At 60.1% G+C, this 19702-nt stretch carries 16 protein-coding genes; 6 read left to right on the top strand and 10 right to left on the bottom strand.

Features of this window, described 5'->3' with window-relative positions; genetic code table 11:
* Nucleotides 1-5: 5 nt before the first annotated feature.
* The 8 genes from AC1Q6I_RS08735 to yaaA all read right to left on the bottom strand — a co-directional run bounded on the left by AC1Q6I_RS08735 (nucleotide 6) and on the right by yaaA (nucleotide 11626).
* Nucleotides 6-1454: an alginate O-acetyltransferase gene (locus tag AC1Q6I_RS08735; protein WP_041161102.1), complete on the bottom strand. Its 1449-nt coding sequence runs from the start codon at nucleotides 1452-1454 to the stop codon at nucleotides 6-8.
* An 11-nt stretch (nucleotides 1455-1465) separates the two neighbouring features.
* Complete coding sequence (gene algG / locus AC1Q6I_RS08730) at nucleotides 1466-3055, bottom strand: mannuronan 5-epimerase AlgG (protein WP_102625056.1); 1590 nt, start codon at nucleotides 3053-3055, stop codon at nucleotides 1466-1468.
* Nucleotides 3055-4542, bottom strand: coding sequence for an alginate export family protein (locus AC1Q6I_RS08725; protein ID WP_024073555.1), 1488 nt, complete (start codon nucleotides 4540-4542; stop codon nucleotides 3055-3057). Before AC1Q6I_RS08725 ends, algG begins: the two co-directional genes overlap by 1 nt.
* The gene (gene algK, locus AC1Q6I_RS08720) at nucleotides 4539-5930 is read right to left on the bottom strand and encodes an alginate biosynthesis TPR repeat lipoprotein AlgK (RefSeq protein WP_102625055.1); all 1392 of its coding nucleotides are present in this window, start codon (nucleotides 5928-5930) and stop codon (nucleotides 4539-4541) included. The genes AC1Q6I_RS08725 and algK overlap by 4 nt, the downstream gene beginning before the upstream one ends.
* Nucleotides 5931-5932: 2 nt before the next feature.
* On the bottom strand, nucleotides 5933-7099 hold the full coding sequence (locus AC1Q6I_RS08715; protein ID WP_024073557.1) for an alginate biosynthesis protein Alg44: 1167 nt from the start codon (nucleotides 7097-7099) through the stop codon (nucleotides 5933-5935).
* A gap of 38 nt (nucleotides 7100-7137) precedes the next feature.
* Nucleotides 7138-8619, bottom strand: a complete 1482-nt coding sequence (alg8, locus tag AC1Q6I_RS08710) for a mannuronan synthase (protein ID WP_162163588.1) — start codon at nucleotides 8617-8619, stop codon at nucleotides 7138-7140.
* Between the two features lie 83 nt (nucleotides 8620-8702).
* Nucleotides 8703-10019 carry a nucleotide sugar dehydrogenase gene (locus AC1Q6I_RS08705; protein ID WP_024073559.1) on the bottom strand — a complete coding sequence of 439 codons (1317 nt, stop codon included), beginning with the start codon at nucleotides 10017-10019 and terminating at the stop codon, nucleotides 8703-8705.
* An 827-nt stretch (nucleotides 10020-10846) separates the two neighbouring features.
* On the bottom strand, nucleotides 10847-11626 hold the full coding sequence (gene yaaA, locus AC1Q6I_RS08700; protein WP_102625054.1) for a peroxide stress protein YaaA: 780 nt from the start codon (nucleotides 11624-11626) through the stop codon (nucleotides 10847-10849).
* Nucleotides 11627-11855: 229 nt separating this feature from the next.
* Between yaaA and AC1Q6I_RS08695 the strand changes: the two genes are divergently transcribed.
* The 5 genes from AC1Q6I_RS08695 to moaE all read left to right on the top strand — a co-directional run bounded on the left by AC1Q6I_RS08695 (nucleotide 11856) and on the right by moaE (nucleotide 15976).
* Nucleotides 11856-12980: a polysaccharide deacetylase family protein gene (locus tag AC1Q6I_RS08695; protein ID WP_024073561.1), complete on the top strand. Its 1125-nt coding sequence runs from the start codon at nucleotides 11856-11858 to the stop codon at nucleotides 12978-12980.
* Between the two features lie 348 nt (nucleotides 12981-13328).
* Nucleotides 13329-14723 (top strand): PhoH family protein, encoded by a 1395-nt coding sequence (locus AC1Q6I_RS08690; RefSeq protein ID WP_024073562.1) that lies wholly within the window; start codon nucleotides 13329-13331, stop codon nucleotides 14721-14723.
* Nucleotides 14724-14811: 88 nt separating this feature from the next.
* The gene (gene moaC, locus AC1Q6I_RS08685) at nucleotides 14812-15285 is read left to right on the top strand and encodes a cyclic pyranopterin monophosphate synthase MoaC (RefSeq protein WP_024073563.1); all 474 of its coding nucleotides are present in this window, start codon (nucleotides 14812-14814) and stop codon (nucleotides 15283-15285) included.
* Nucleotides 15282-15524: a molybdopterin converting factor subunit 1 gene (gene moaD, locus AC1Q6I_RS08680; protein WP_024073564.1), complete on the top strand. Its 243-nt coding sequence runs from the start codon at nucleotides 15282-15284 to the stop codon at nucleotides 15522-15524. Before moaC ends, moaD begins: the two co-directional genes overlap by 4 nt.
* A gap of 2 nt (nucleotides 15525-15526) precedes the next feature.
* Entirely contained in the window at nucleotides 15527-15976 is a 450-nt protein-coding gene (moaE, locus tag AC1Q6I_RS08675; RefSeq protein WP_024073565.1) for a molybdopterin synthase catalytic subunit MoaE, read from the top strand.
* Nucleotides 15977-16044: 68 nt separating this feature from the next.
* Here moaE and rhlB read toward each other — a convergent pair whose 3' ends face one another.
* Both rhlB and AC1Q6I_RS08665 read right to left on the bottom strand, forming a co-directional pair.
* Nucleotides 16045-17520 carry an ATP-dependent RNA helicase RhlB gene (gene rhlB / locus AC1Q6I_RS08670; RefSeq protein ID WP_024073566.1) on the bottom strand — a complete coding sequence of 492 codons (1476 nt, stop codon included), beginning with the start codon at nucleotides 17518-17520 and terminating at the stop codon, nucleotides 16045-16047.
* A gap of 96 nt (nucleotides 17521-17616) precedes the next feature.
* Nucleotides 17617-18273: an alpha/beta hydrolase gene (locus AC1Q6I_RS08665; RefSeq protein ID WP_024073567.1), complete on the bottom strand. Its 657-nt coding sequence runs from the start codon at nucleotides 18271-18273 to the stop codon at nucleotides 17617-17619.
* 345 nt (nucleotides 18274-18618) lie between these two features.
* Between AC1Q6I_RS08665 and AC1Q6I_RS08660 the strand changes: the two genes are divergently transcribed.
* Nucleotides 18619-19650, top strand: coding sequence for an amino acid ABC transporter substrate-binding protein (locus tag AC1Q6I_RS08660; protein WP_024073568.1), 1032 nt, complete (start codon nucleotides 18619-18621; stop codon nucleotides 19648-19650).
* Nucleotides 19651-19702 lie beyond the last annotated feature (52 nt).

Here is a 19702-nt window from a genome sequence, read left to right as displayed (position 1 = left end):
TAACCTCATTGCCCGAGTGAGGCAGTCTTCTGACCGCCGCTTGGGAATACGTTGCGTGTGCAAATTTTCGCTTCGACCTTCTGCGCGGCAGCGCCCGCTTCGGGGCCCTGCACTTCCACGGCCAGCAAGTTCTGCGAGGCCCAGTCTTCATCGGTGCGCAGTTCAAAGGCGAAACGCCCGTCTGTATCGGATGTTTCGGGTTTCTCGATCTTGATGTCCTCGTGGCGCCCGTTCATGTACCAGAGGGTGGCTTGCAAGGTTTTCACCGAGGGATCGGCGAAGCGGATATCGACCTGATGGTTGGCATTGCGCAGGTCTTTGTTCGAACTGTTAACCAGCAATTCGTTCTTGCCGGGTTTCAAGGTGGTGCTGGCGCTCATCTGCGCGGTCTTGCCTTCACAGCCGTTGTCCAGCAGCGCCATCATCTGGCGGTAGATGGTTTCCTGGTCGAGGCGATACAGCGGCGAGAATTCCCAGATCAAGATTTTCGGTGGGGTTTTCTGGAATTCATCGCTGCCCAGGTACTGGATCATCGAACCTTCCAAACCACCGCCGGGGAAGGCGACGTTGAGGATGTCGGCACCGATTTCCTCTTCGAGGAAGCCGGCGAAGTTGTAGTTCTTGCCGCTGTGGCTGGTGCCGACCAGGGTGATCTGCGGGTTGCCCGAATCGCTGAACAGGTCGCCGTCGCCCGCTTCGCCCTTGGGCTCGGTGGTGAACTGGTCCATGTACTGGATCGCGTAGCTGGTGCCGCACAGTTGCCCGGCCATGTTGTGCAGGGTACCGGTCTTGCCCATGCGTCCGGAGCGCTTGGTCTCGAACTCACGCTTGGGAATATCGGCGAACTCCGGCATCGCGCGCACTTTGGCACCGACGATTTTCGCGGTGCGCTGGGCGCCATAGGGGGTCCAGTGCTGGTCGCCACGGAAGTAGAAATCGTGGGCCGGCAATTCGTCCGGCAGTTGCTCGTTGGTCAACGGCGACAAGTCCGGCACCACGTAGCCCATCTTGGCGAAGCGGCCGAGCATGGTCTTGTAGTTGCTCAGGGCCTTGTCGAAATCGAACGAGGCTTTTTCTGCCGGGTTGAGCTTGTTGCGGTTCACCAGGCCACGGGTCGGCTGGTAGACCACCACCAGTTCCACGCCTTTGGCCTTGAACGCATCGTGCAGTTGTTGCATGCGTTTGTAGCCGGCGGGGCTGGTGTCGAATTCGGTGCGCAGGTCTTCCTGGGTACGGAACAGCCAGTCGCCCTGGGCTTGTACCAGGGTGGTGAAGTTCTGCTGGTAGCGCGTGGTGTAGTTCTTCGCGTCATGGGCGGCCGGGCACAGGCTGCAGCACGGTTCGGCGGTAAAGGTCGGCGCCTTGATTTCATCGGCGCGTACGCCCTGGCTGGCCGCGAGCAGGCCGAGGGTCAGACCCGAGAGGCTCAGCAGTTTGATCATGTGTGGGTGCATAAGGGTCATCCTCAGTCCTGCATTTCGGTCTGGCGTTCGACAGGGTCGATCAGCACGGCTTTCTGCTGGCGCACCAGCAGGTCGAGAATTTCTTCCTGACGATCGCCCAGCACGCCGGAGAAGCTGATGCCGCTGGATTTGGTCGGCGCCAGCATCGACACGCGATACAGCTCGATACTCAACGGCGAGTCGATCGACAGCGGTCCGCTGCCGTTACCGGCCAGCTCACCGCCGACCACGATCAGCGAGACCTTGGCATCGAACGGGTCGAGGGCGATGTCGCGGTCGGTGTCGGTCAAATCCTTGATGTGGCCGTACACGCCGGTCAGGCCGTTGGCCATCGAGGTGTTTTCGTACAGGTTGATGTTCACGCTGTTACGGACCCGGATGCCGTGACGACGGTTGCTGATCACCTTGTTGCCCCACAGCAGGTTGTCGCCGCTCTCATAGAGGGTGATGCCGTCGGTGTGGTTGCGGTAGATCTCGTTGTCGGCGATCAGGTTGTTCACGCTGTTACGGTCGATCACCAGCCCCGACAGCTTGTTGTCGTAGCTGCGGTTATTGAAGATGAAGCTGTCGTTCACTTCCCGGGAAATGATGATGCCGTGCTTCTTCTTGGTGCCGTAGACGGTGTTGTCCGCGATGATCAGGCCGTGGGAACGGTCATGGGGGTCAATGCCGTAGACGATGTTGTCTTTATAGGTGTTGCCTTTGAGCACAAAGCCCGTGGTCTCGTAGCAGTAGAAGCCGTACCACATGTCCGAGAACTCGGAGTCGATGATCCAGCCGGTCGGCTCAGGACGCTTGAGTACCTTGGCCATGTTCGGCGTGTATTGGGAAATACTCACCCCGTACGACTTACTGTTGGCGTAGCCGAAGCTGGCCATCTTGGTGTTGGAGATGTAGGTCTCGGTGCCGCCCCAGGACAGCAGGAACGGGCGGAACGCCTTGGGCGACGTGAACAGCGCCGGGCCATTGGCTTTTTCGCTCCAGCCGGTGACCTTGGTATCGCGCACAAACAGTTGGCCGTCGTTGATCAGGAACGAGCCGGCTTCCTGGGACAGGCGCAGCTCCTGGGTCTTCTTGTCGATTTCCAGGATGCCCTTGCGCCCGACCACGATCGGCAGCTTGGCCAGGAACACGCCCGGCGAGGTTTCGCTCAGGTACTGCTTGGGCACTTTACCCAGCAGGTCCTTGAGGTTCATGTAGCCGTCGTCGACAAAAATGGCCTGGGGAATGCCGTGCTGGCGCACCACCCATTCGGCCATCTTGTTGTCGCCGCCGATGAAGTCCTTCAGGGCGTCTTCCTGCATCATGCGGCGGATGCTGATCTTGCCCGGCTTGGTTCTGACGATTTTCTTTTCCATCGCCGCGGCGGTGTAGCCCGACAGGTCCGGCAGGGCAGGCTTGGCCATTTCCAGCGGCGCGGTCGGCGGGCTGGAGATGGTGTAGGTCTTGGCCTGTTGCAGTTCTTTGGCGATGGTCGGCGCCTTGACCGGCTGCGCGGTATCGGCGAACGCTGTGGCACTGGCCATCAGCATCGCGGTCACCAGCAGGCATCTGCCTGTGAAGGGGTGAGCAATCATTGCGCGGGCTCCCATCAGAACTTCCAAATCACGTCGACAAAGGCGCGATGCATGTACGAGTCGACTTGGCTGCCATAGGCGTCGCCCGGTTTGAACACACCTGCACGCAAGCGCACCAGGGCCGACGGTTCGTCGATCGAATGGCTGAGCCCAGCCGGCAGCAGGCCGGTCTTGAAGTACTTGGTGACCACCAGGTCCATCTCCTGGCCCAGGTCTTTCTTGCCGTCTTCCAGGGGCAGGGACGTGCTGGACAGGATCGCGCCGGTCACGTCATCGGTGTTGTTCTGCACGGCGTCGATGCCGTTGCTGCCGACCGGCTTGTTGCCGTCGACGCGCCAGAACTTGTGGTACACCAGGCTGGCGTCATAGTCCTCGCGCAGCTGCCAGGAACCGAACAGGCTCATGGACTGCATGTTGTTCATTTCGCCGCGGAATGCTTCGCCGAAACGGTGGACGCGGGACTGGGTACCGGTCCAGTTCGAACGGTTGCTTTGCAGGCCGTTCTGCTCGTATTCGGCACTGGCACGCGAATAGGCGGCGCCCACTTGCCACTGCGGGTCAAGGCGCAGGCGCACACCCAGGTCGGTGGCCCAGCCATTCAGGTCATCGCTGCGCTTGGCGTTGGTCGGGCGGGTGCCGTCGGCGTTCAAGGCATTGACCGTGTCGCGGTTGCCCTGCATGCCGGTGACGCTGGCCCAGTAGTTGACGGTGTTGGTGTTACGCCAGTTGTAGGCGTCGCTGTTGGCTTCGATGCCAAGCCAGGTCAGGTCGCCGTTTTCGCGCTTGTCCAACGAGTCGGTGGGCACGCCCGGCTCGGGATAGTCGAGCTTGCCGTCGTCATGGGTATGGTGACCGCGCAGGCCGATCCACTGCCCCGGCGTCCACTGGTAGGACGCGTCGGCGTAGAAGTGCTGGCGGTCCTTGTCCTCGGGCGACAGTTCCTTGAGGTCGGTGCGGTATTCGCTGAAGCGTTCGGCTGCGCCGACATTGGCCTTGAGCAAGGTGGTGTCGAAGGTCCAGTTCAGCGCTTCGATATTGGTGTCGCGCCATTGGCCGTCGTCATTGTGCAGGCGTTGGCGACCGAGCTTGAGGATCTCGCCAGGGTAGGGCGTGAAGCCGCTGTAGCCGACCCAGAATTCGCGCATGGCCAAGTAGTTTTTCTTGGTCTTGCGGTCGTCGTTGGTGGTTTGCTGGTTTTCGTCATCCGCCGACTGTTGCAGGGTGTCGGTCTCGATAATGTCGCTCGAAGCAACCGCCTGGCCCATGGCATAGGCGCTCCAGTTGCCGCTTTCGCCGTAGATCCACGGGCGCAGGTCGAGGCCGATGCCGTTGACGTCGCCGCCTTTCTGGGTGCCCAGGTCGCGGTCGTCTTCGGACTGGCCGGTGATTTTAACGTCCATGCCGAAATTCTTGGTTTCAGTCAGTGCGGCCAGGGTCGGGCACGACCACAGCAGGGCAAAGGTCAGGCCGATGCCGGCCTGCACGAATGGATTGAGCTTCATAGGGATTCCTCGCCGTCTTCTTCTTGCAGGGCGTGCAGTTGCAGCGTGCTTTGGGCCAGGGTGCCGCGCGCGGCCAGTTCCTGTTGCACCAGGCGTTGGCCTTCGGCGCGTTGTTCCGGCGTCAGCGGGGCTTCGAGCTGCTTCGCCAACTCATTGGCCTCTGGCGTGTCCTGGGCTTTAGCCAACTGGCTGAAGACATAGGCGTTCAGTGGGTCGGGCTTGGTGCCCTTGCCTTGGGAAAACAATTGGGCGATGGCGAAGTCGGCGCTGTTCTGGCCGTTACGCGCGGCGGTGAGCAAATGGTCCAGGGCTTTTTGCGAGTACACCTTGCCCAGGTAGCCACGGCGGTAGATCTGGCCGAGGTAGTAATCGGCGGCCACTTCCTTGCCTACGGCTTTTTCGAAATGCGCTTCGGCCGCCTTGGCGTCCGCCGGCACCCACTTGCCTTCGTAGTAGAGCTTGCCCAGCAACAGCTCGGCGCGCGGCTGGTCGGCGGCGCGGCCGTTGTTCAGGTACTTCATCATCTGGTCGACGTCGCCCAGTTCCGGGAAGTCGTAGAGCAGTTGCGCCAGGCTGACCCAGGAAGCGGGGTAGCCGGGGGCGATTTTTTCCAGCAGGGCCTGGGCGGTCTTCTCGTCGGTCTTGCCCAGGGTTGCATCGCCCAGCACGCGGGCGACGCTGTCGACGCGCTGTGCGGTGACGGTGCCACGGCTGTAGCCGGCTTCCATTTGCTTGAGCAGCTCGGCTTGTTTTTCCGGCTCGGCTTTTTTCTGGTAGACCGTGGCCAGTTCGACGTAGCAGATGTCGGTGGTGTTCAGCGCGGCTTTGCAGATGCGCTCTACGTCATCCAGGTGCTGGTCGTAGGTGTCCTGGGTGCGATACAGCAGCACCTGGGCCAGACCGGCTTCCGGGTAACCGGCCGCCTGCCATTTGTTGATCTGCTGCTGGGCATTCACGTTGGGGAAACTGTGCGGGTATTGCAGGTACAGCATCGCCAGCGGGATCAGGGTGTTGCCTTCGCCATTGGCAAAGGCTTTTTTCAACAGGCCTTCGGCTTCATGGTGTTCGGCCTCGGTAGAGCCTGGCTTGGCCACCAGCAGGCGACCGAGACGGGCCTGGGCACGCGGCGAGGTATCCGCCGCTGCGCGGTAGGTGGCTTCGGCCTGTTTGATTTGCGCCGGATCGCGGGTGCCTACCTGGATGTCGGCCAGGCCCACCTGGGCCTCGCTGTAACCCAGGTCTGCCAGTTGCTGGTAATTCTGCTGCGCGGTGACGGTATCGCCACGCTTGAGCGCTTCATTGGCCAGGCGTTGGTCGGGCAGGCCGGCGCAACCGGCGAGGGCGATGGCCAGCGCCAGGGGCACCGGTAGGGTTCGAAGGGCGCTCATGATTAAAGACCTGCTGCCATGGCTTTATCGATCAGCCAGTTCAGGGAGGGGCCACGGTCGCTGGTCACTTCTACCGGGCGGCCGGCGTAGGTGCTGTCCAGGGGAGCATCCGGCTTGATCTGCACACGAATGTCGGAGGACAGGTCGGCGCTGTTCAGGCTGGTGCTGCTGACGATGGTGCCGGTGCGGACCTGCTCTTCGTCGGCGACCTGGAAGCTCACCGGGGTACCAGGGCGTACGTCGGCGAACTGGCGATAGGTGAAGCGTGCTTCCACATTGGCCAGGCTGCCGCGTGGCACCAGTTGGAAGATCACATCGCCCTTGCTGGCGTACTGACCGTCGGCCACCAGTTGCTGGGCCACGACGCAGTCGCATGGGGAGGTCAGGGTGCCGGTCATTTGCTTGCCGAACAGTTCTTCGACCTTGGCCGGTTGCAGCTGGTCTTCGTCGAGGTGGCCCTTGAGTACGTCGAGCATGCTGGTGCTGAAGGTGGCCAGTGGTGCGCCCTTGGCCGCAACCGCATCACCTTTGAGCAGGCTTTGCACGGTACCGTCGCGCGGCATGGTCACGTTCATGCCGGGTACGCTGACCAGGCCCGCCTGGGCGTGGGTAACGAAGTACATGCCGTACAGCGACTTGAAGACAAACCCGAACGCCGCCAGGCCCACGAGGAAGATCGCCAGGCTGAACGTCACGGCGCGCAGGCGGCCGAAGGCGCTCATGTTGCTGCCGCCATCCTTGACCTTGCGGGCCTTGGTGAAGTTGTCGCGTTGCAGGGTGGCGAGCACATCACCCATGGTCACGATGTCGCCGGACAAGTGCGAGGTGATCAGGTGGCGCAGGGTGGAAATATCCTGGGCGTCGAGGTTCTGGAACTGGCAACCGGTACGGCCGCTCTGGCGGTCGTAGGAGCGAATCTGCAACTCCACATCCATGGCCAGGCCGAGGTTATCGATGACGAATTGCAGGCGGCCCTTGTGCACTTCACCCACGGTCAATGGCTGGGTGGCGGTGAACGCCAGGCCGCCGGCGGACAGGTCGATCACGCGTGCTTCGGTCTGGGTGCGGTCAGTGTTGAAGAAGCGCAGCTTGGCCGGGATTTTGACCCGGGCATGTTGGCGCTGGGCTTCGGATTCGTGGACAACGTTGGCGTTTACTTGGCTGTTCATCAGGGCAATTTCCTAGAGTTAATTCAGGCTTGGCAGGGTCAGACCATCATCAGCAACACGGCGACGAAGATGCTGCCGGCGGAGAAGGTCATGGTCCGAGACGACCAGGTGTTGAACCAACGTTGAAAGCTGGCCAAATCGCGGGTCAGTTTGGTGTCCTGGCGGGTCCAGGACTGTTGATCAAGGCGGAAGAACACATAGATCTTCACCAGCGCGCCCATGATCTGGTTGTAATAGAGAATCACCGGGTAGGCCGGGCCGATCTTGTGGCCGGAGCACGACAGCAGCAGGGTGAGGATCAGGCGGGTGATGCCGATCCACAGCAGGTAGGCGAGGATGAACGCGCCGCCGTACTTGAAGGTGGCGATGATCGCCACGGTCAGGCCGAGCAGGGAGGTCCACATCGACACGCGCTGGTCGAACAGCACCACGCTGGTGAACAGGCCCAACCGACGTACGCCCAGGCCCAGGGCACGGGAGTTCTGGCGCAGGTTGTTGCCGTACCAGCGGAACATCAGCTTGCGGCTGGCCTTGATAAAGCTCTTTTCCGGCGGGTGTTCCACCGTATTGATCGCGGCGTCCGGCACGTAGAACGTGTCGTAGCCCAGGCGCATCAGGCTGAACCAACTGGACTTGTCATCGCCGGTCAAAAACTTGAAGCGGCCCAGGCGCCAGTGTTGCAGCGAGTCGCTTTCCACATCGGCGATAAAGCCTGGGTCAGTGACGACGCTGGCACGGAACACCGACATGCGCCCGGTCATGGTCAGTACGCGCTTGGACAGGGCCATGGAGCACATGTTGATGTGACGTTGGGCGAAGCGCAGTTTGTGCCACTCGCTCATGATGTAGCCGCCACGGACTTCGCAGAACTCGTTGGTGGTCAGGCCGCCGACATTGTCGAACAGCTGGAACCACGGCACGGTCTTGCGCACGACGCCTTCGGCAAGCACGGTGTCGCCATCGATCACGGCGACCACGGCACGTTCGTCCGGCAGGTGGCGGGAGATCGCGCGAAAGCCGAAGGCCAGGCCGTCGCGCTTGCCGGTACCGGCGATGCGCACGAAGTCGAGCTTGACGTGGTCAGGTGGGTTCATGCGTTCCCACAGGCTCTTTACCAGCAGCTCATCGGACATTTCCACCAGCGAGCAGACCACGGTGGTGGGGAAGCCGCACTCGATGGCCTCGCGAATCACCGAGCTGTACACCTGGGCTGTGGTCAGCGCGTCGATACGGAAGCTGGTGACCATCAGGAACACATGGGACGGGTCTGCGGCTTTGCCCAGCTTGCGCACTTTGCGGCGCAGGTGGGGGTAGACCACGTACAGGAACAGCATGCCGCGAAAGAAATGCGTCGCACCCATCGAGTAGCGCCAGATACCGACGGCGCCAATCAGGAAAATAAAATTCTTCGACTCCGAGTCGAATGTACTCGCCGGCAGCAGCAGGGCGAGTCCCATCAGCAGGCTGAGGAACAGCAGCCAGCCGGCGGATTGCAGTAGTACATGTTTTAACTTGGACATAAGCGTCATCCGGAAGGGAAGGAGGTTCCCGGCTGCAAGCGCTGGGGATGAAGACGCTTGCAGCCCGGAACTTGCCGTCGCTGTTACCAGCAAATACCTTCGGTGCGGCCGCTCACACTGGTGGCTTTGGACATGAAGCCCACCAGGTCGACCACTTGCTTGCCATCCGGCGCGTTATGCGCCAAGGCACGGAACTTCTCGTCACGGTTGCCGAGGATGATCACGTCGGAGTTGTTGATCACGTCGTCGAAGTCCGAATTGAGCAGGGACGACACGTGCGGGATCTTGCCTTCGATGTAATCTTTGTTCGCACCGTGCACACGGGCGTATTCGACGTTGCTGTCGTAGATGCTCAGGTCGTAACCCTTGCCGATCAGCATCTCGGCCAGTTCTACCAGCGGGCTTTCGCGCAGGTCGTCGGTACCGGCCTTGAAGCTCAGGCCCAGCAGGGCGACTTTGCGTTTGTCGTGGCCGGCGACGATGTCGAAGGCGTTCTGTACCTGGGATTCGTTGCTGCGCATCAGCGAGTTGAGCAGTGGCGCGTCGACGTCCAGGGAGCTGGCGCGGTAAGTCAGGGCACGCACGTCTTTGGGCAGGCAGGAGCCGCCGAACGCGAAGCCTGGGCGCATGTAGTACTGGGACAGGTTGAGGGTCTTGTCCTGGCAGACCACTTCCATCACTTCGCGACCATCGACGCCGACGGCCTTGGCGATGTTGCCGATCTCGTTGGCGAAGGTCACCTTGGTGGCGTGCCACACGTTGCAGGTGTACTTGATCATCTCGGCGACGGCGATGTCCTTGCGGATGATCGGAGCGTCGAGTTCTTCGTACAGCGACTGCAGGACGTCGCCGGAAGCTTTGTCGAACTCGCCGATAACGGTCATCGGTGGCAGGTCGTAGTCGGCGATGGCGGTGGATTCACGCAGGAATTCCGGGTTGACCGCGACACCGAAGTCGATGCCGGCTTTCTTGCCGGAGCAGTCTTCGAGGATCGGGATCACCACGTTGGCGACGGTGCCCGGCAATACGGTGCTGCGCACCACGATGGTGTGGCGGGTGGTCTTGTCACGCAGGACAAAACCGATCTCGCGGCATACCGATTCGATGTAGTTGAGTTCCAGGTCGCCGTTTTTCTTGCTGGGCGTGCCGACGCAAATCATCGACAGGTCCGTATCGCGAATCGCTTCGGCGAAGTTGGTCGTACCGCGCAGGCGACCGTTTGCGATGCCTTGGCTCAACAGTTCGCCCAGACCCGGCTCAACGATCGGCGATTTACCGGCATTGATCAGGTCGATCTTTTCCTTGGAGATGTCTACGCCCACCACTTCGTGGCCACGGGCAGACAGGCAACCGGCACAGACTGCGCCGACGTAACCCAAACCAAATATGCTGATGCGCATCGCAATTACCTCTTTGTCATTGAAGACGGTATTTAAAACATGCCATTAGATGGCCGGAGTTCATGTTTGCAAGCGTCACAAATGCCGCGAAAGTTGGGCGAATAGACGCCGACTTGCCGCGTACAGGCATGTTGAATAACGAGTGACTAACTATTGCACTCAAGTTGTGCGCAACTTGGCCTTGTTATTGGGGCCTGCCCTCAAATGCAGCCAGCCTTCCTGGGAGAAGGGCCTGGCGTCAGTGCCGCAGGGCTTTGATAAAGGCTGCAAGCCTTTAAATATCAATGCCTTGGGTTATCTCACTGACCCATTAGGGTAAGCACAGCCTTGGCCTATAGTGCGTGGCAATTCATCCTTGTCGCCGCTCTTAACTAATCGGTTGGTAAAGTGACCCCTGAGTCAAAGTTCAATGTGACAACTTCGCTACTTCCGTTGGTCGGCCATGTAAGTCATCTCTTACAGAAACAGAGAATTTCGTTACCGGTGGTATGAGCGGTGCTTTAGGACGAAGTTCCGGGCCACTCATCCTGTTTCCGGAAATTTCTTGAAATATTGGCAAAGATGGCACTGGTACTATATTGATAGCACTTGCTATTTGGGCCAGTAGTTACGGGGAGTTGGCGCGCGGGGATAGTTTTTTGCCACTAGTAATTAAAAAGTGAGGTGCCACTACGAAAAAAAATGACGAATGTCGAGTGAAAGAAATTTTAGAGAAGTGTCAGAATATTTTTTGACGCCAAAAAATTGGCTATTCCTGATCTGAAATGCACCCAAAATGTGTGAGGGGGCAAGCCCCTCCCACATGTGGATTTCATTGCCCGAAAGCCTTATTCCGGTGCGTGATCGCGCAAAAACACCAGCTTGTCCGGCTTGGACTGCTCTGCATTGAAGCGGTAGCCCTGCACCTCGAACTGCTTGAGCTGGGCCGGGTCATTGATGCGCTCTTGGATCACGAAACGGCTCATCATGCCCCGGGCCTTTTTCGCGTAGAAGCTGATGATCTTGTACTGGCCGTTCTTCAGGTCCTTGAACTCGGTATTGATGATCCGCGCGTTCAGGGCCGTGCGCTTGACCGCCGAAAAATACTCGTTGGATGCCAGGTTGAGCAGCACGTCATCGCCTTGTTCGGCCAGCGCCTGGTTGAGCCACTCGCTGATGCGCGTGCCCCAGAAGGCGTACAGGTCCTTGCCACGGGCGTTGGCGAGCTTGGTGCCCATCTCCAGGCGGTACGGCATCATCAGGTCCAGGGGGCGCAGCAGGCCGTACAGGCCCGAGAGCATGCGCAGGTGGTCCTGGGCGTAGCTGAAGTCGGCATCGCTGAAGGTGTCGGCGTTGAGGCCGGTGTACACGTCGCCCTTGAACGCCAATAAGGCCTGCTTGGCATTCTCTGGGGTGAAGGCCGGGGTCCAGCTGCCGAAGCGGGCGGCGTTGAGGCCGCCGATCTTGTCGGACACGTGCATCAATTCGCTGATCTGCGCCGGGCTCAGCTGGCGCAGTTGCTCGATCAGTTCCTGGGAATGATCCAGGTACTGCGGCTGGGTAAAGCGCTGGGTCGCGGGCGGGGCCTCGAAATCGAGGGTCTTGGCGGGGGAAATCACCATCAGCATGAAGTCGTCTCCTGTAATCGTGCGCGGATTCTAGGGGTTGCGGCGTTTTGACTCCACCTATGAAACCCATAGATGCCTCGATTTCTGTAGGAGCAAGCTTGCTCGCGAAAAACGAAAAGACACCGCGTTGATTCAGGATGCCCGCGTCAGCGTTAACGTATTTCGCGAGCAAGCTCGCTCCTGCAATGATCGGCTATAGTGCGCGACGACTCTGGAGAAGGAGACCCTGGTGCGAATTGCGCTTTTATTATCCGCTTGCCTGTTCTGCATGAGCGCCCAAGCGGCGCCGGTGGATGTAGCCAGCCTGGACCGTGGCACCTGGCCCGAAAAGCTCAGCAGCCCGGCGCTGTTCGATGTGGCTTCGCGTGCGGAAATCCTGATGTTTGCCCATAGCCTGATCGCCAGCGAAGCCCAGGATGACGCGGCGCTCAAGCAGCGCCTGGGGCTGAAGATCATCAACCTGGCGGCCATCGATGACCTGCGTCGCCAGCTCTGGCGGCGCTTGCTGGAGAACTACACCTTCGCCCAGCAGAGCTGTGAGGAAGATGCCTCGTTCTGCTACCTGGTGGAAAACATGGACGATCTGCGCGAGCAGGCGGGCAAGTTCGAAGTCGGCGAAAACTCCTTCTATATAGGCTGGGCCGGCCCGAGCCATGTTTTCCATGAGCGTTATCTGGACGAGCTGCTGCGCAAGGCCGCGCTGTTCCCGCAGATCAGCAGCGAAGTCGCGCGTTTCGGCGATCACGAGCGCAATGGCGATGAACTCAACGACCGCCTGTTCCTGCTGACCTTCGACGGCGGGCCGGCACCGGTCAGTGGCAATACCGACTGGCTTACCGAGTACCTGCGCAAGCAGAAGATGAATGCCACCTTCTTCGTGCTCGGCAGCAGCCTGCAAAACCGTGTGGAGCGTAGTTCGGCTGCCGATGTGCAGGCGCTGTACCAGGGCCAGTGCGTCGGCATCCAGGGTTGGCAGTACCGTTCCCACAGCCATTGGGTCGACTGGCAGAGTTCGATCACCCGCAGTGCATCGCTGGCGCAGAACCTGATGCCGGAAAACTACGTGCCGCTGTTTCGCCCGCCCTACGCTCAGCGGCGTGCGGACAGCCAGGGCTTCTTCCAGGCCCAGGGCCTGCAGGTGGCGTTGTGGGACATCGACTCCCAGGACGAGCCGGGCAAACTCAAGGCCGATGAGTCGGCGCAACGGGTACTGACGCTGATGCTGTTGTGGCGCAAAGGGGTGATTGTGTTTCACGACACCCAGGACAAGGCGCGGGTGGCATTGCCGCTGTTGCTGCAGGCAACGGCGCAAAGTGGCCTGGGCTGGCAGGACTGCCACGAGGCGTTTCGCTGAAAAGATGAAGTGCCCGGCCCTGTTGGGGATGAGGCGTTTACGGGGAGATTTTGTGCGACATTTCGATGCAGGCGGACTTCCGACTTTAACGGGGTAGCTGGCACTCGGCTAGTGCTATTCGTCATCCTGAAAAATAAACTTCAAAAAACCGTCAAAGTGCTTTTTCCTGTCATGGGTTTTGCGGTATTACGAAGTCAGATCGCCGAAACCTGCAACACAGGTGGCGTCTTCCAAGACTCCTCATGTGGGCACTGCCCTTGATGTCACTCAAGGTGCGGTCGGTGGTCGAATCGAGGCGCAGCACTGTTGTGGTATTGCGTCGACTGGCTCCCACAAAGGTGACCGAGTATGGATGATCATGGACGTAACCCTTCTTCCGACCAGCCAATCCTTTATGTGCTTGATACCAATGTATTGATCCACGATCCAAACGCACTGCTCAACTTCGAAGAACACCACGTCGCCATCCCGATGATCGTGCTTGAGGAGCTCGACAAACTCAAAAGCGGGCACCACAGCGTGGCTGCCGAATGCCGCCAGGCCATCCGCCTGATCGACAAGACCCTGGGCGAAGCGTCACCCGAGGATGTTGAAGTCGGCGTGCCGATCCAGCGCGGCAAAAGCGGACCCAAGGGCTTGCTGTCGATCCTGATGAGCAAGCGCAGCGAGCCCAACAGCCTGCTGCCGGAAAACCTGAACGACAACAAGATCATCAACCAACTGATCGACCTGCACGCACGCGACAAGGACTTGCGCCTGGTGCTGGTGACCAAAGACATCAATATGCGCCTCAAGGCACGAGCGTGTGGGATCGCTGCCGAGGACTACAGTACCGACCAACTGGTCGACGACGTGTCGATGCTGTCCCGTGGTTATCACACCATGACCGGCTCGTTCTGGGACCGTGTCAGCAAGGTCGAAACCCGTCAGGACCATGGCCGCACCTGGCACCAGGTGCAACTGATCGACAACCTGCCGGCCGTGCACATCAATGAATTCATCATCGACGAACAGGGCTTCGTGGGCTGGATCAAAGAGATCCAGGTCGACAAGCTGCTGATCCTCGACCTGCATCAGGAGCCCCTGTTGCACCAGGAAGCCTGGGGCCTGAAACCGCGTGACATCTACCAGAGCCTGGCACTGTATGCGCTGCTCGATCCGGACATCCACCTGGTCAACCTGACCGGCGCCGCGGGCTCGGGCAAAACCATCCTTGCCCTGGCGGCCGCCATCGAGCAGACCATGGTGACCAAGCGCTATCGGCGCATCATCGCCACCCGCAGTGTGCAGGGCCTGGACCAGGAAATCGGCTTCCTGCCGGGCACCGAAGCGGAAAAAATGGAGCCATGGCTGGGGGCGATCACCGACAACCTCGAAGCCTTGCACATGGATGACGAAAACACCCATGGCAGCGTCGACTACATCCTCAGCAAAGTGCCGTTGCAGTTCAAATCCCTCAACTACATCCGAGGCCGCAGCTTCCAACAAAGCCTGATACTGATCGATGAATGCCAGAACCTTACGCCGCACCAGATGAAAACCATCATCACCCGTGCCGGCGCCGGTTCCAAAGTGGTGTGCCTGGGTAACCTGGCACAGATCGACACCCCCTACCTGTCCGCGACCAGCTCCGGGCTGACTTACCTGACGGAACGCTTCAAAGACTTCCCCAACGGCGTGCATATCGCGCTGCAAGGGGTGCCTCGCTCGATTCTGGCCGAATACGCCGAATCGCATTTGTAAACGTGGTCAGTGTGGGAGGGGGCTTGCTCCCTCCCACATTTGTTATGCATTGGGTTTACAATCGGTGCTCCTGATCAGGAGTATCCCTGTGCTGACTCATCTCGATTCCCAAGGTCGCGCCCATATGGTCGACGTCACTGACAAGTCCGTGACGTTCCGTGAAGCGGTGGCCGAAGCGCGGGTGCGCATGCTGCCCGAGACCCTGCAAATGATTGTCGACGGCGCCCATCCCAAGGGCGACGTGTTCGCCGTGGCCCGCATCGCCGGGATCCAGGCCGCGAAAAAAACCAGTGACTTGATCCCCCTGTGCCACCCGTTGATGTTGACTGGCGTCAAGGTCGAACTGAGCGCCGATGGCGCAGACTCGGTGCATATCGTGGCGCGCTGCAAACTCTCCGGGCAGACCGGCGTGGAGATGGAAGCGCTGACAGCCGCCAGTGTCGCCGCGCTGACGATCTACGACATGTGCAAGGCCGTGGACCGCGGCATGACCATCGAAAACATTCGCCTGCTGGAAAAACTTGGCGGTAAAAGCGGGCATTTCAAGGCGGATCAGGCATGAGCATCAACGTACTGTTTTTTGCGCGCTACAGCGAAGCGGTGGGCCTGGACTCGCTGGAGATGGAGGGCGACTTCGCCACCGTCGACGCTGTGCGCCAGGCGTTGGCCAGTGATCCGGGCTTTGAAGTGCTCAACGAAGCCAGCTTGATGTGTGCCCGTAACCAGGAGCTGTGCAATCTCGACGAACCGCTGCACGCCGGGGATGAAGTCGCGTTCTTCCCGCCCGTGACCGGAGGCTGAGCATGGCCATTCGTGTGCAGCCCGAGCCGTTTGATCCGGGTGCCGAAGTCAACGCGATGCATGCGGCGAATGTCGGCGTGGGCGCAGTGGTGAGTTTTGTCGGCTATGTACGCGACTTCAACGATGGGCGCGAGGTGGCGGGGATGTTCCTGGAGCATTATCCCGGCATGACCGAGAAAGCCCTGGCCAAGATCGCCGTCGAAGCCGAACAACGCTGGCCGCTGCTCAAGCTCGAAGTGCTGCACCGCATCGGCGCGCTGGAGCCGGGCGAACCGATTGTGTTTGTGGCGGCCGCCAGCGCCCACCGCCAGGCCGCGTTCGATGCCTGTGCGTTTGTGATGGATTACCTGAAGACCCGTGCGCCGTTCTGGAAGAAGGAAAGCACCCCTGAAGGCGCGCGCTGGGTGGAAGGGCGCAGCAGTGATCACGCTGCTGCCGATCGCTGGAAATAACCAGCCGAACACAGATGCAAATGTGGGAGGGGGCAAGCCCCCTCCCACATTTTTTATTGCATTTCAGCTTAAGGGCGTTTGCGCTCTACAGCCCGCAGCAAGTGCGTCGGCGGTGTCTCACAGCTGATCTTGCGACCCAGCAGCGCCTCGATCGACGGCAACTGATACGAGTCATCTTCGCCGGCAAAGCTGATCGACACACCCGCCGCGCCTGCGCGACCGGTACGGCCGATACGGTGCACGTAGTCGTCCGGCACTTCCGGCAGGGTGAAGTTGATCACGTGGCTGATGCCATCGATGTGAATCCCGCGCCCCGCCACGTCGGTGGCCACCAGCACGCGAATCTTGCCTTCGCGAAAGCCTTCCAGGGTCTTGATGCGCTTGTGCTGTGGCACATCGCCCGACAGTTGCGCGGCGTTGACACCATCGCGCACCAGGCGCTCTTCGATGCGGCGCACTTCGTCCTTGCGGTTGGCGAACACCATCACGCGCTCCCAGCCGTTGTCGTTGACCAGGTTATAGAGCAGCTTGTACTTGTCGGCACCGGCCACGGCATAGATGTGCTGTTCGACGTTTTCGCTGGCCACGTTCAGCGCTTCGATCTCGACGATGGACGGGTCGGTGGTCCACTGCTTGGCGAGGTTCATCACGTCTTCGGTGAAGGTCGCGGAGAACAGCAGGGTCTGGCGCTCGTTTTTCGGCGGGGTCTGGCGAATGATCTGGCGTACTTGCGGGATAAAACCCATGTCGAGCATGCGGTCGGCTTCGTCGAGCACCATCACTTCGACCATGTCCAGGTGCACGTCGCCGCGCTGGTTGAAGTCCAGCAGGCGGCCCGGAGTGGCGACCAGGATGTCGCAATGGCGGGCTTCGAGGTGCTTGAGCTGCTTGTCGAAGTCCATGCCACCGACGAACGTCATGACATTGAGGCCGGTGTACTTGGTCAGGTCGGCGGCGTCCTTGGCGATCTGCACCACCAGCTCCCGGGTCGGGGCGATGATCAGTGCGCGCGGTTCACCCATGTAGCGCTCTTTCGGCGGCGGGGTTTGCAGCAGCTGGGTGATGATCGAGATCAGGAACGCGGCGGTCTTGCCGGTACCGGTCTGGGCGCGACCGATGGCGTCTTTGCCCGCCAGGGTGAAGCCCAGCACCTCTGCCTGGATCGGCGTGCAGTACGGGAAACCCAGGTCCTGGATGGCGTGCATCAGTTCCGGGGCGAGTTTGAAATCGTGGAAGCGGGTCTTGCCTTCCTGGGGTTCGACGACGAAGTCTTCGAGTTTCCAAGGGGTGACAGGCGGTTTTGGCGCGCGTTCGCGGCGGGGTGCTTTTGGCTGGGGCGCCGGCTCGGGGGCGGCCTCGGCAGGTTTTGCCTGTTCAGGCGGCGTCACCGCTGGCTTTTTTTGCGAGGCGACAGGTGCGGGCCGGCCTGGCTGTTGACCGTCATGGCGGCTGCCGGGCGTGGGGACAGGAGCACTGGGAACAGGCGCGAGCGGCTCAGCCTCGCTTTTGCCGAACATCTTCTTAAGTGCTTTGAGCACGGTCATCTCATTAATTGGTTAAGGAATGTACGCCGGCCAGTGTAATGCAAGAATCGGGCGCGGCGTAGTGCGTCTGTCATACGGCTACATAAACGCTGGCTTTCAGCCCAGGCGGGCGGTCAACCAGGTGCCGATGTCGTGTATCTCCTCAGGTAACACTTCGTGGCCCATTGGGTATTCCTGCCATGTCACGGTGACACCACGGCTTTTCAAATGCTCATAAGCGCTGCGGCCCATGGCGTTCTGTACGACGTCGTCGTACTGGCCGTGCAGGCACAGGGTGGGAATGCGCTGCTGGCTGGCGGATAACTCCAGCTCATCCCCAAAGGTTGGAGCATAGGTGGAGAGTGCTATTACGCCGCCCAATGGCCCCTGCCATTGCTTGAACGCCGTGTGGAATACCACCGCACCGCCTTGGGAAAAACCTGCGAGGAAAACCCGCGAAGCGTCTATTCCGCCTCTCTTCTGCGTTTCGATCAAGCCCATGAGCATGTTGGCTGATTCGTCCAGCTCTTCCAGGCTGATCGAACGGGCCGGGCTCATGGCCTTGATGTCGTACCAGCTTGGCATTTCGTAACCACCGTTGATGGTCACCGGGCGAGTGGGCGCCTGGGGCAATACAAAGCGGGTCGACGACAAGGTTTCCTGGAGTGCCTCGGCCACCGGCAAAAAGTCGTAGCGATCGGCACCCAGGCCATGCAACCAGATTACGCAGGCGTCTGCGGGCTTGGCGGGCTGAATAATCAGGGGTTCGGTCATGGTTGCTCCATCTATGTGCGTGCGCTCCGATTGAGTGCATCGGAACGGTGCGCGACAGGTTGATCTGTTAAGAGAATGTCGCAAGGTTGAATGTTTTGCTATTGACCATGGGCTGAAACGACTCAGCCGGTACTCTGGTACGCGCCTTGCTATGTGTAGGTCGATGTCAGAACTTTCCTAGGGCGGTAACACTATCAGTGACTGCCGCCTGTGGGATAGCAACTGGAATTACTGCGACAACTTCATGCTGCTTGGCCCCAAAAAAAGCCAACACGGGTCAATATCGCCTCACAAGGGTGCGCTGAAGTTTTAGCTCCGACACAACAAGAGCAACTGGAGGTTTGAATGAAGGTATTGAAATCCACCCTGGCCATCGTAACCGCGGCCGCTGTACTGGGTGTCAGTGGTTTTGCCCAAGCCGGCGCCACCCTGGACGCCGTACAGAAGAAAGGCTTTGTGCAATGTGGCGTGAGTGACGGCCTGCCGGGTTTCTCGGTACCGGATGCCAGCGGCAAGATCCTCGGGATCGATGCTGACTATTGCCGCGCTGTGGCCGCTGCCGTGTTTGGCGACGCCACCAAGGTCAAATTCAGCCAGTTGAACGCCAAGGAGCGTTTCACCGCGCTTCAGTCCGGCGAAGTCGACATCCTGTCGCGTAACACCACCATGACCAGCTCCCGCGATGCGGGCATGGGCCTGAAATTCCCAGGCTTCATCACCTACTACGATGGCATCGGCTTCCTGGTGAACAACAAGCTGGGCGTTAAAAGTGCCAAGGAACTGGACGGTGCAACCATCTGCATCCAGGCCGGTACCACCACTGAGCTGAACGTTTCCGACTACTTCCGTGGTAACAACCTGAAATACACCCCCATCACCTTCGACACCTCCGACGAAAGCGCCAAGTCGCTGGAATCGGGTCGTTGCGACGTGCTGACCTCCGACAAGTCCCAACTGTTCGCCCAGCGCAGCAAGCTGGCCTCGCCGAAGGACTACGTGGTTCTGCCGGAAACCATCTCCAAGGAACCGCTGGGCCCGGTCGTGCGTAACGGCGACGACGAGTGGCTGGCTATCGTGCGCTGGGTTGGCTACGCCATGCTCAACGCTGAAGAAGCCGGTATCACCTCGAAGAACGTCGAAGCTGAAGCCAAGTCCACCAAGAACCCGGACGTCGCGCGTCTGCTCGGTGCTGACGGCGAATACGGCAAAGACTTGAAAGTGAAGAAAGACTGGGTCGTACAGATCGTCAAGCAAGTTGGTAACTACGGCGAAGTGTTCGAGCGCAACCTGGGCAAGAGCACCCCGTTGGAAATCGACCGTGGCCTGAACGCGCTGTGGAACAACGGCGGCATTCAATACGCACCACCTGTGCGCTGATCGCTGATGGTTCTATCACCCGGTGGGCCAACCGCCGGGTGATGTTCTGTTC

This window comes from Pseudomonas sp. MPR-R2A5, assembly GCF_058793055.1.
Note: the sequence above shows the minus strand (reverse complement) of the source record. Positions and strands in the feature narration are given on the sequence as shown.

Bases quoted from the DNA above. Each gene is read 5' to 3' on its own strand.
- yaaA (WP_102625054.1), bottom strand. From the start codon at position 11,626: ATGCTGATGGTGATTTCCCCCGCCAAGACCCTCGATTTCGAGGCCCCG.
- AC1Q6I_RS08690 (WP_024073562.1), top strand. From the start codon at position 13,329: ATGGATGATCATGGACGTAACCCTTCTTCCGACCAGCCAATCCTTTAT.
- alg8 (WP_162163588.1), bottom strand. From the start codon at position 8,619: ATGTCCAAGTTAAAACATGTACTACTGCAATCCGCCGGCTGGCTGCTG.
- AC1Q6I_RS08715 (WP_024073557.1), bottom strand. From the start codon at position 7,099: ATGAACAGCCAAGTAAACGCCAACGTTGTCCACGAATCCGAAGCCCAG.
- algG (WP_102625056.1), bottom strand. From the start codon at position 3,055: ATGGGAGCCCGCGCAATGATTGCTCACCCCTTCACAGGCAGATGCCTG.
- algK (WP_102625055.1), bottom strand. From the start codon at position 5,930: ATGAGCGCCCTTCGAACCCTACCGGTGCCCCTGGCGCTGGCCATCGCC.
- AC1Q6I_RS08705 (WP_024073559.1), bottom strand. From the start codon at position 10,019: ATGCGCATCAGCATATTTGGTTTGGGTTACGTCGGCGCAGTCTGTGCC.
- rhlB (WP_024073566.1), bottom strand. From the start codon at position 17,520: ATGACCGTGCTCAAAGCACTTAAGAAGATGTTCGGCAAAAGCGAGGCT.
- moaD (WP_024073564.1), top strand. From the start codon at position 15,282: ATGAGCATCAACGTACTGTTTTTTGCGCGCTACAGCGAAGCGGTGGGC.
- AC1Q6I_RS08725 (WP_024073555.1), bottom strand. From the start codon at position 4,542: ATGAAGCTCAATCCATTCGTGCAGGCCGGCATCGGCCTGACCTTTGCC.
- AC1Q6I_RS08665 (WP_024073567.1), bottom strand. From the start codon at position 18,273: ATGACCGAACCCCTGATTATTCAGCCCGCCAAGCCCGCAGACGCCTGC.
- AC1Q6I_RS08660 (WP_024073568.1), top strand. From the start codon at position 18,619: ATGAAGGTATTGAAATCCACCCTGGCCATCGTAACCGCGGCCGCTGTA.
- AC1Q6I_RS08735 (WP_041161102.1), bottom strand. From the start codon at position 1,454: ATGCACCCACACATGATCAAACTGCTGAGCCTCTCGGGTCTGACCCTC.
- moaE (WP_024073565.1), top strand. From the start codon at position 15,527: ATGGCCATTCGTGTGCAGCCCGAGCCGTTTGATCCGGGTGCCGAAGTC.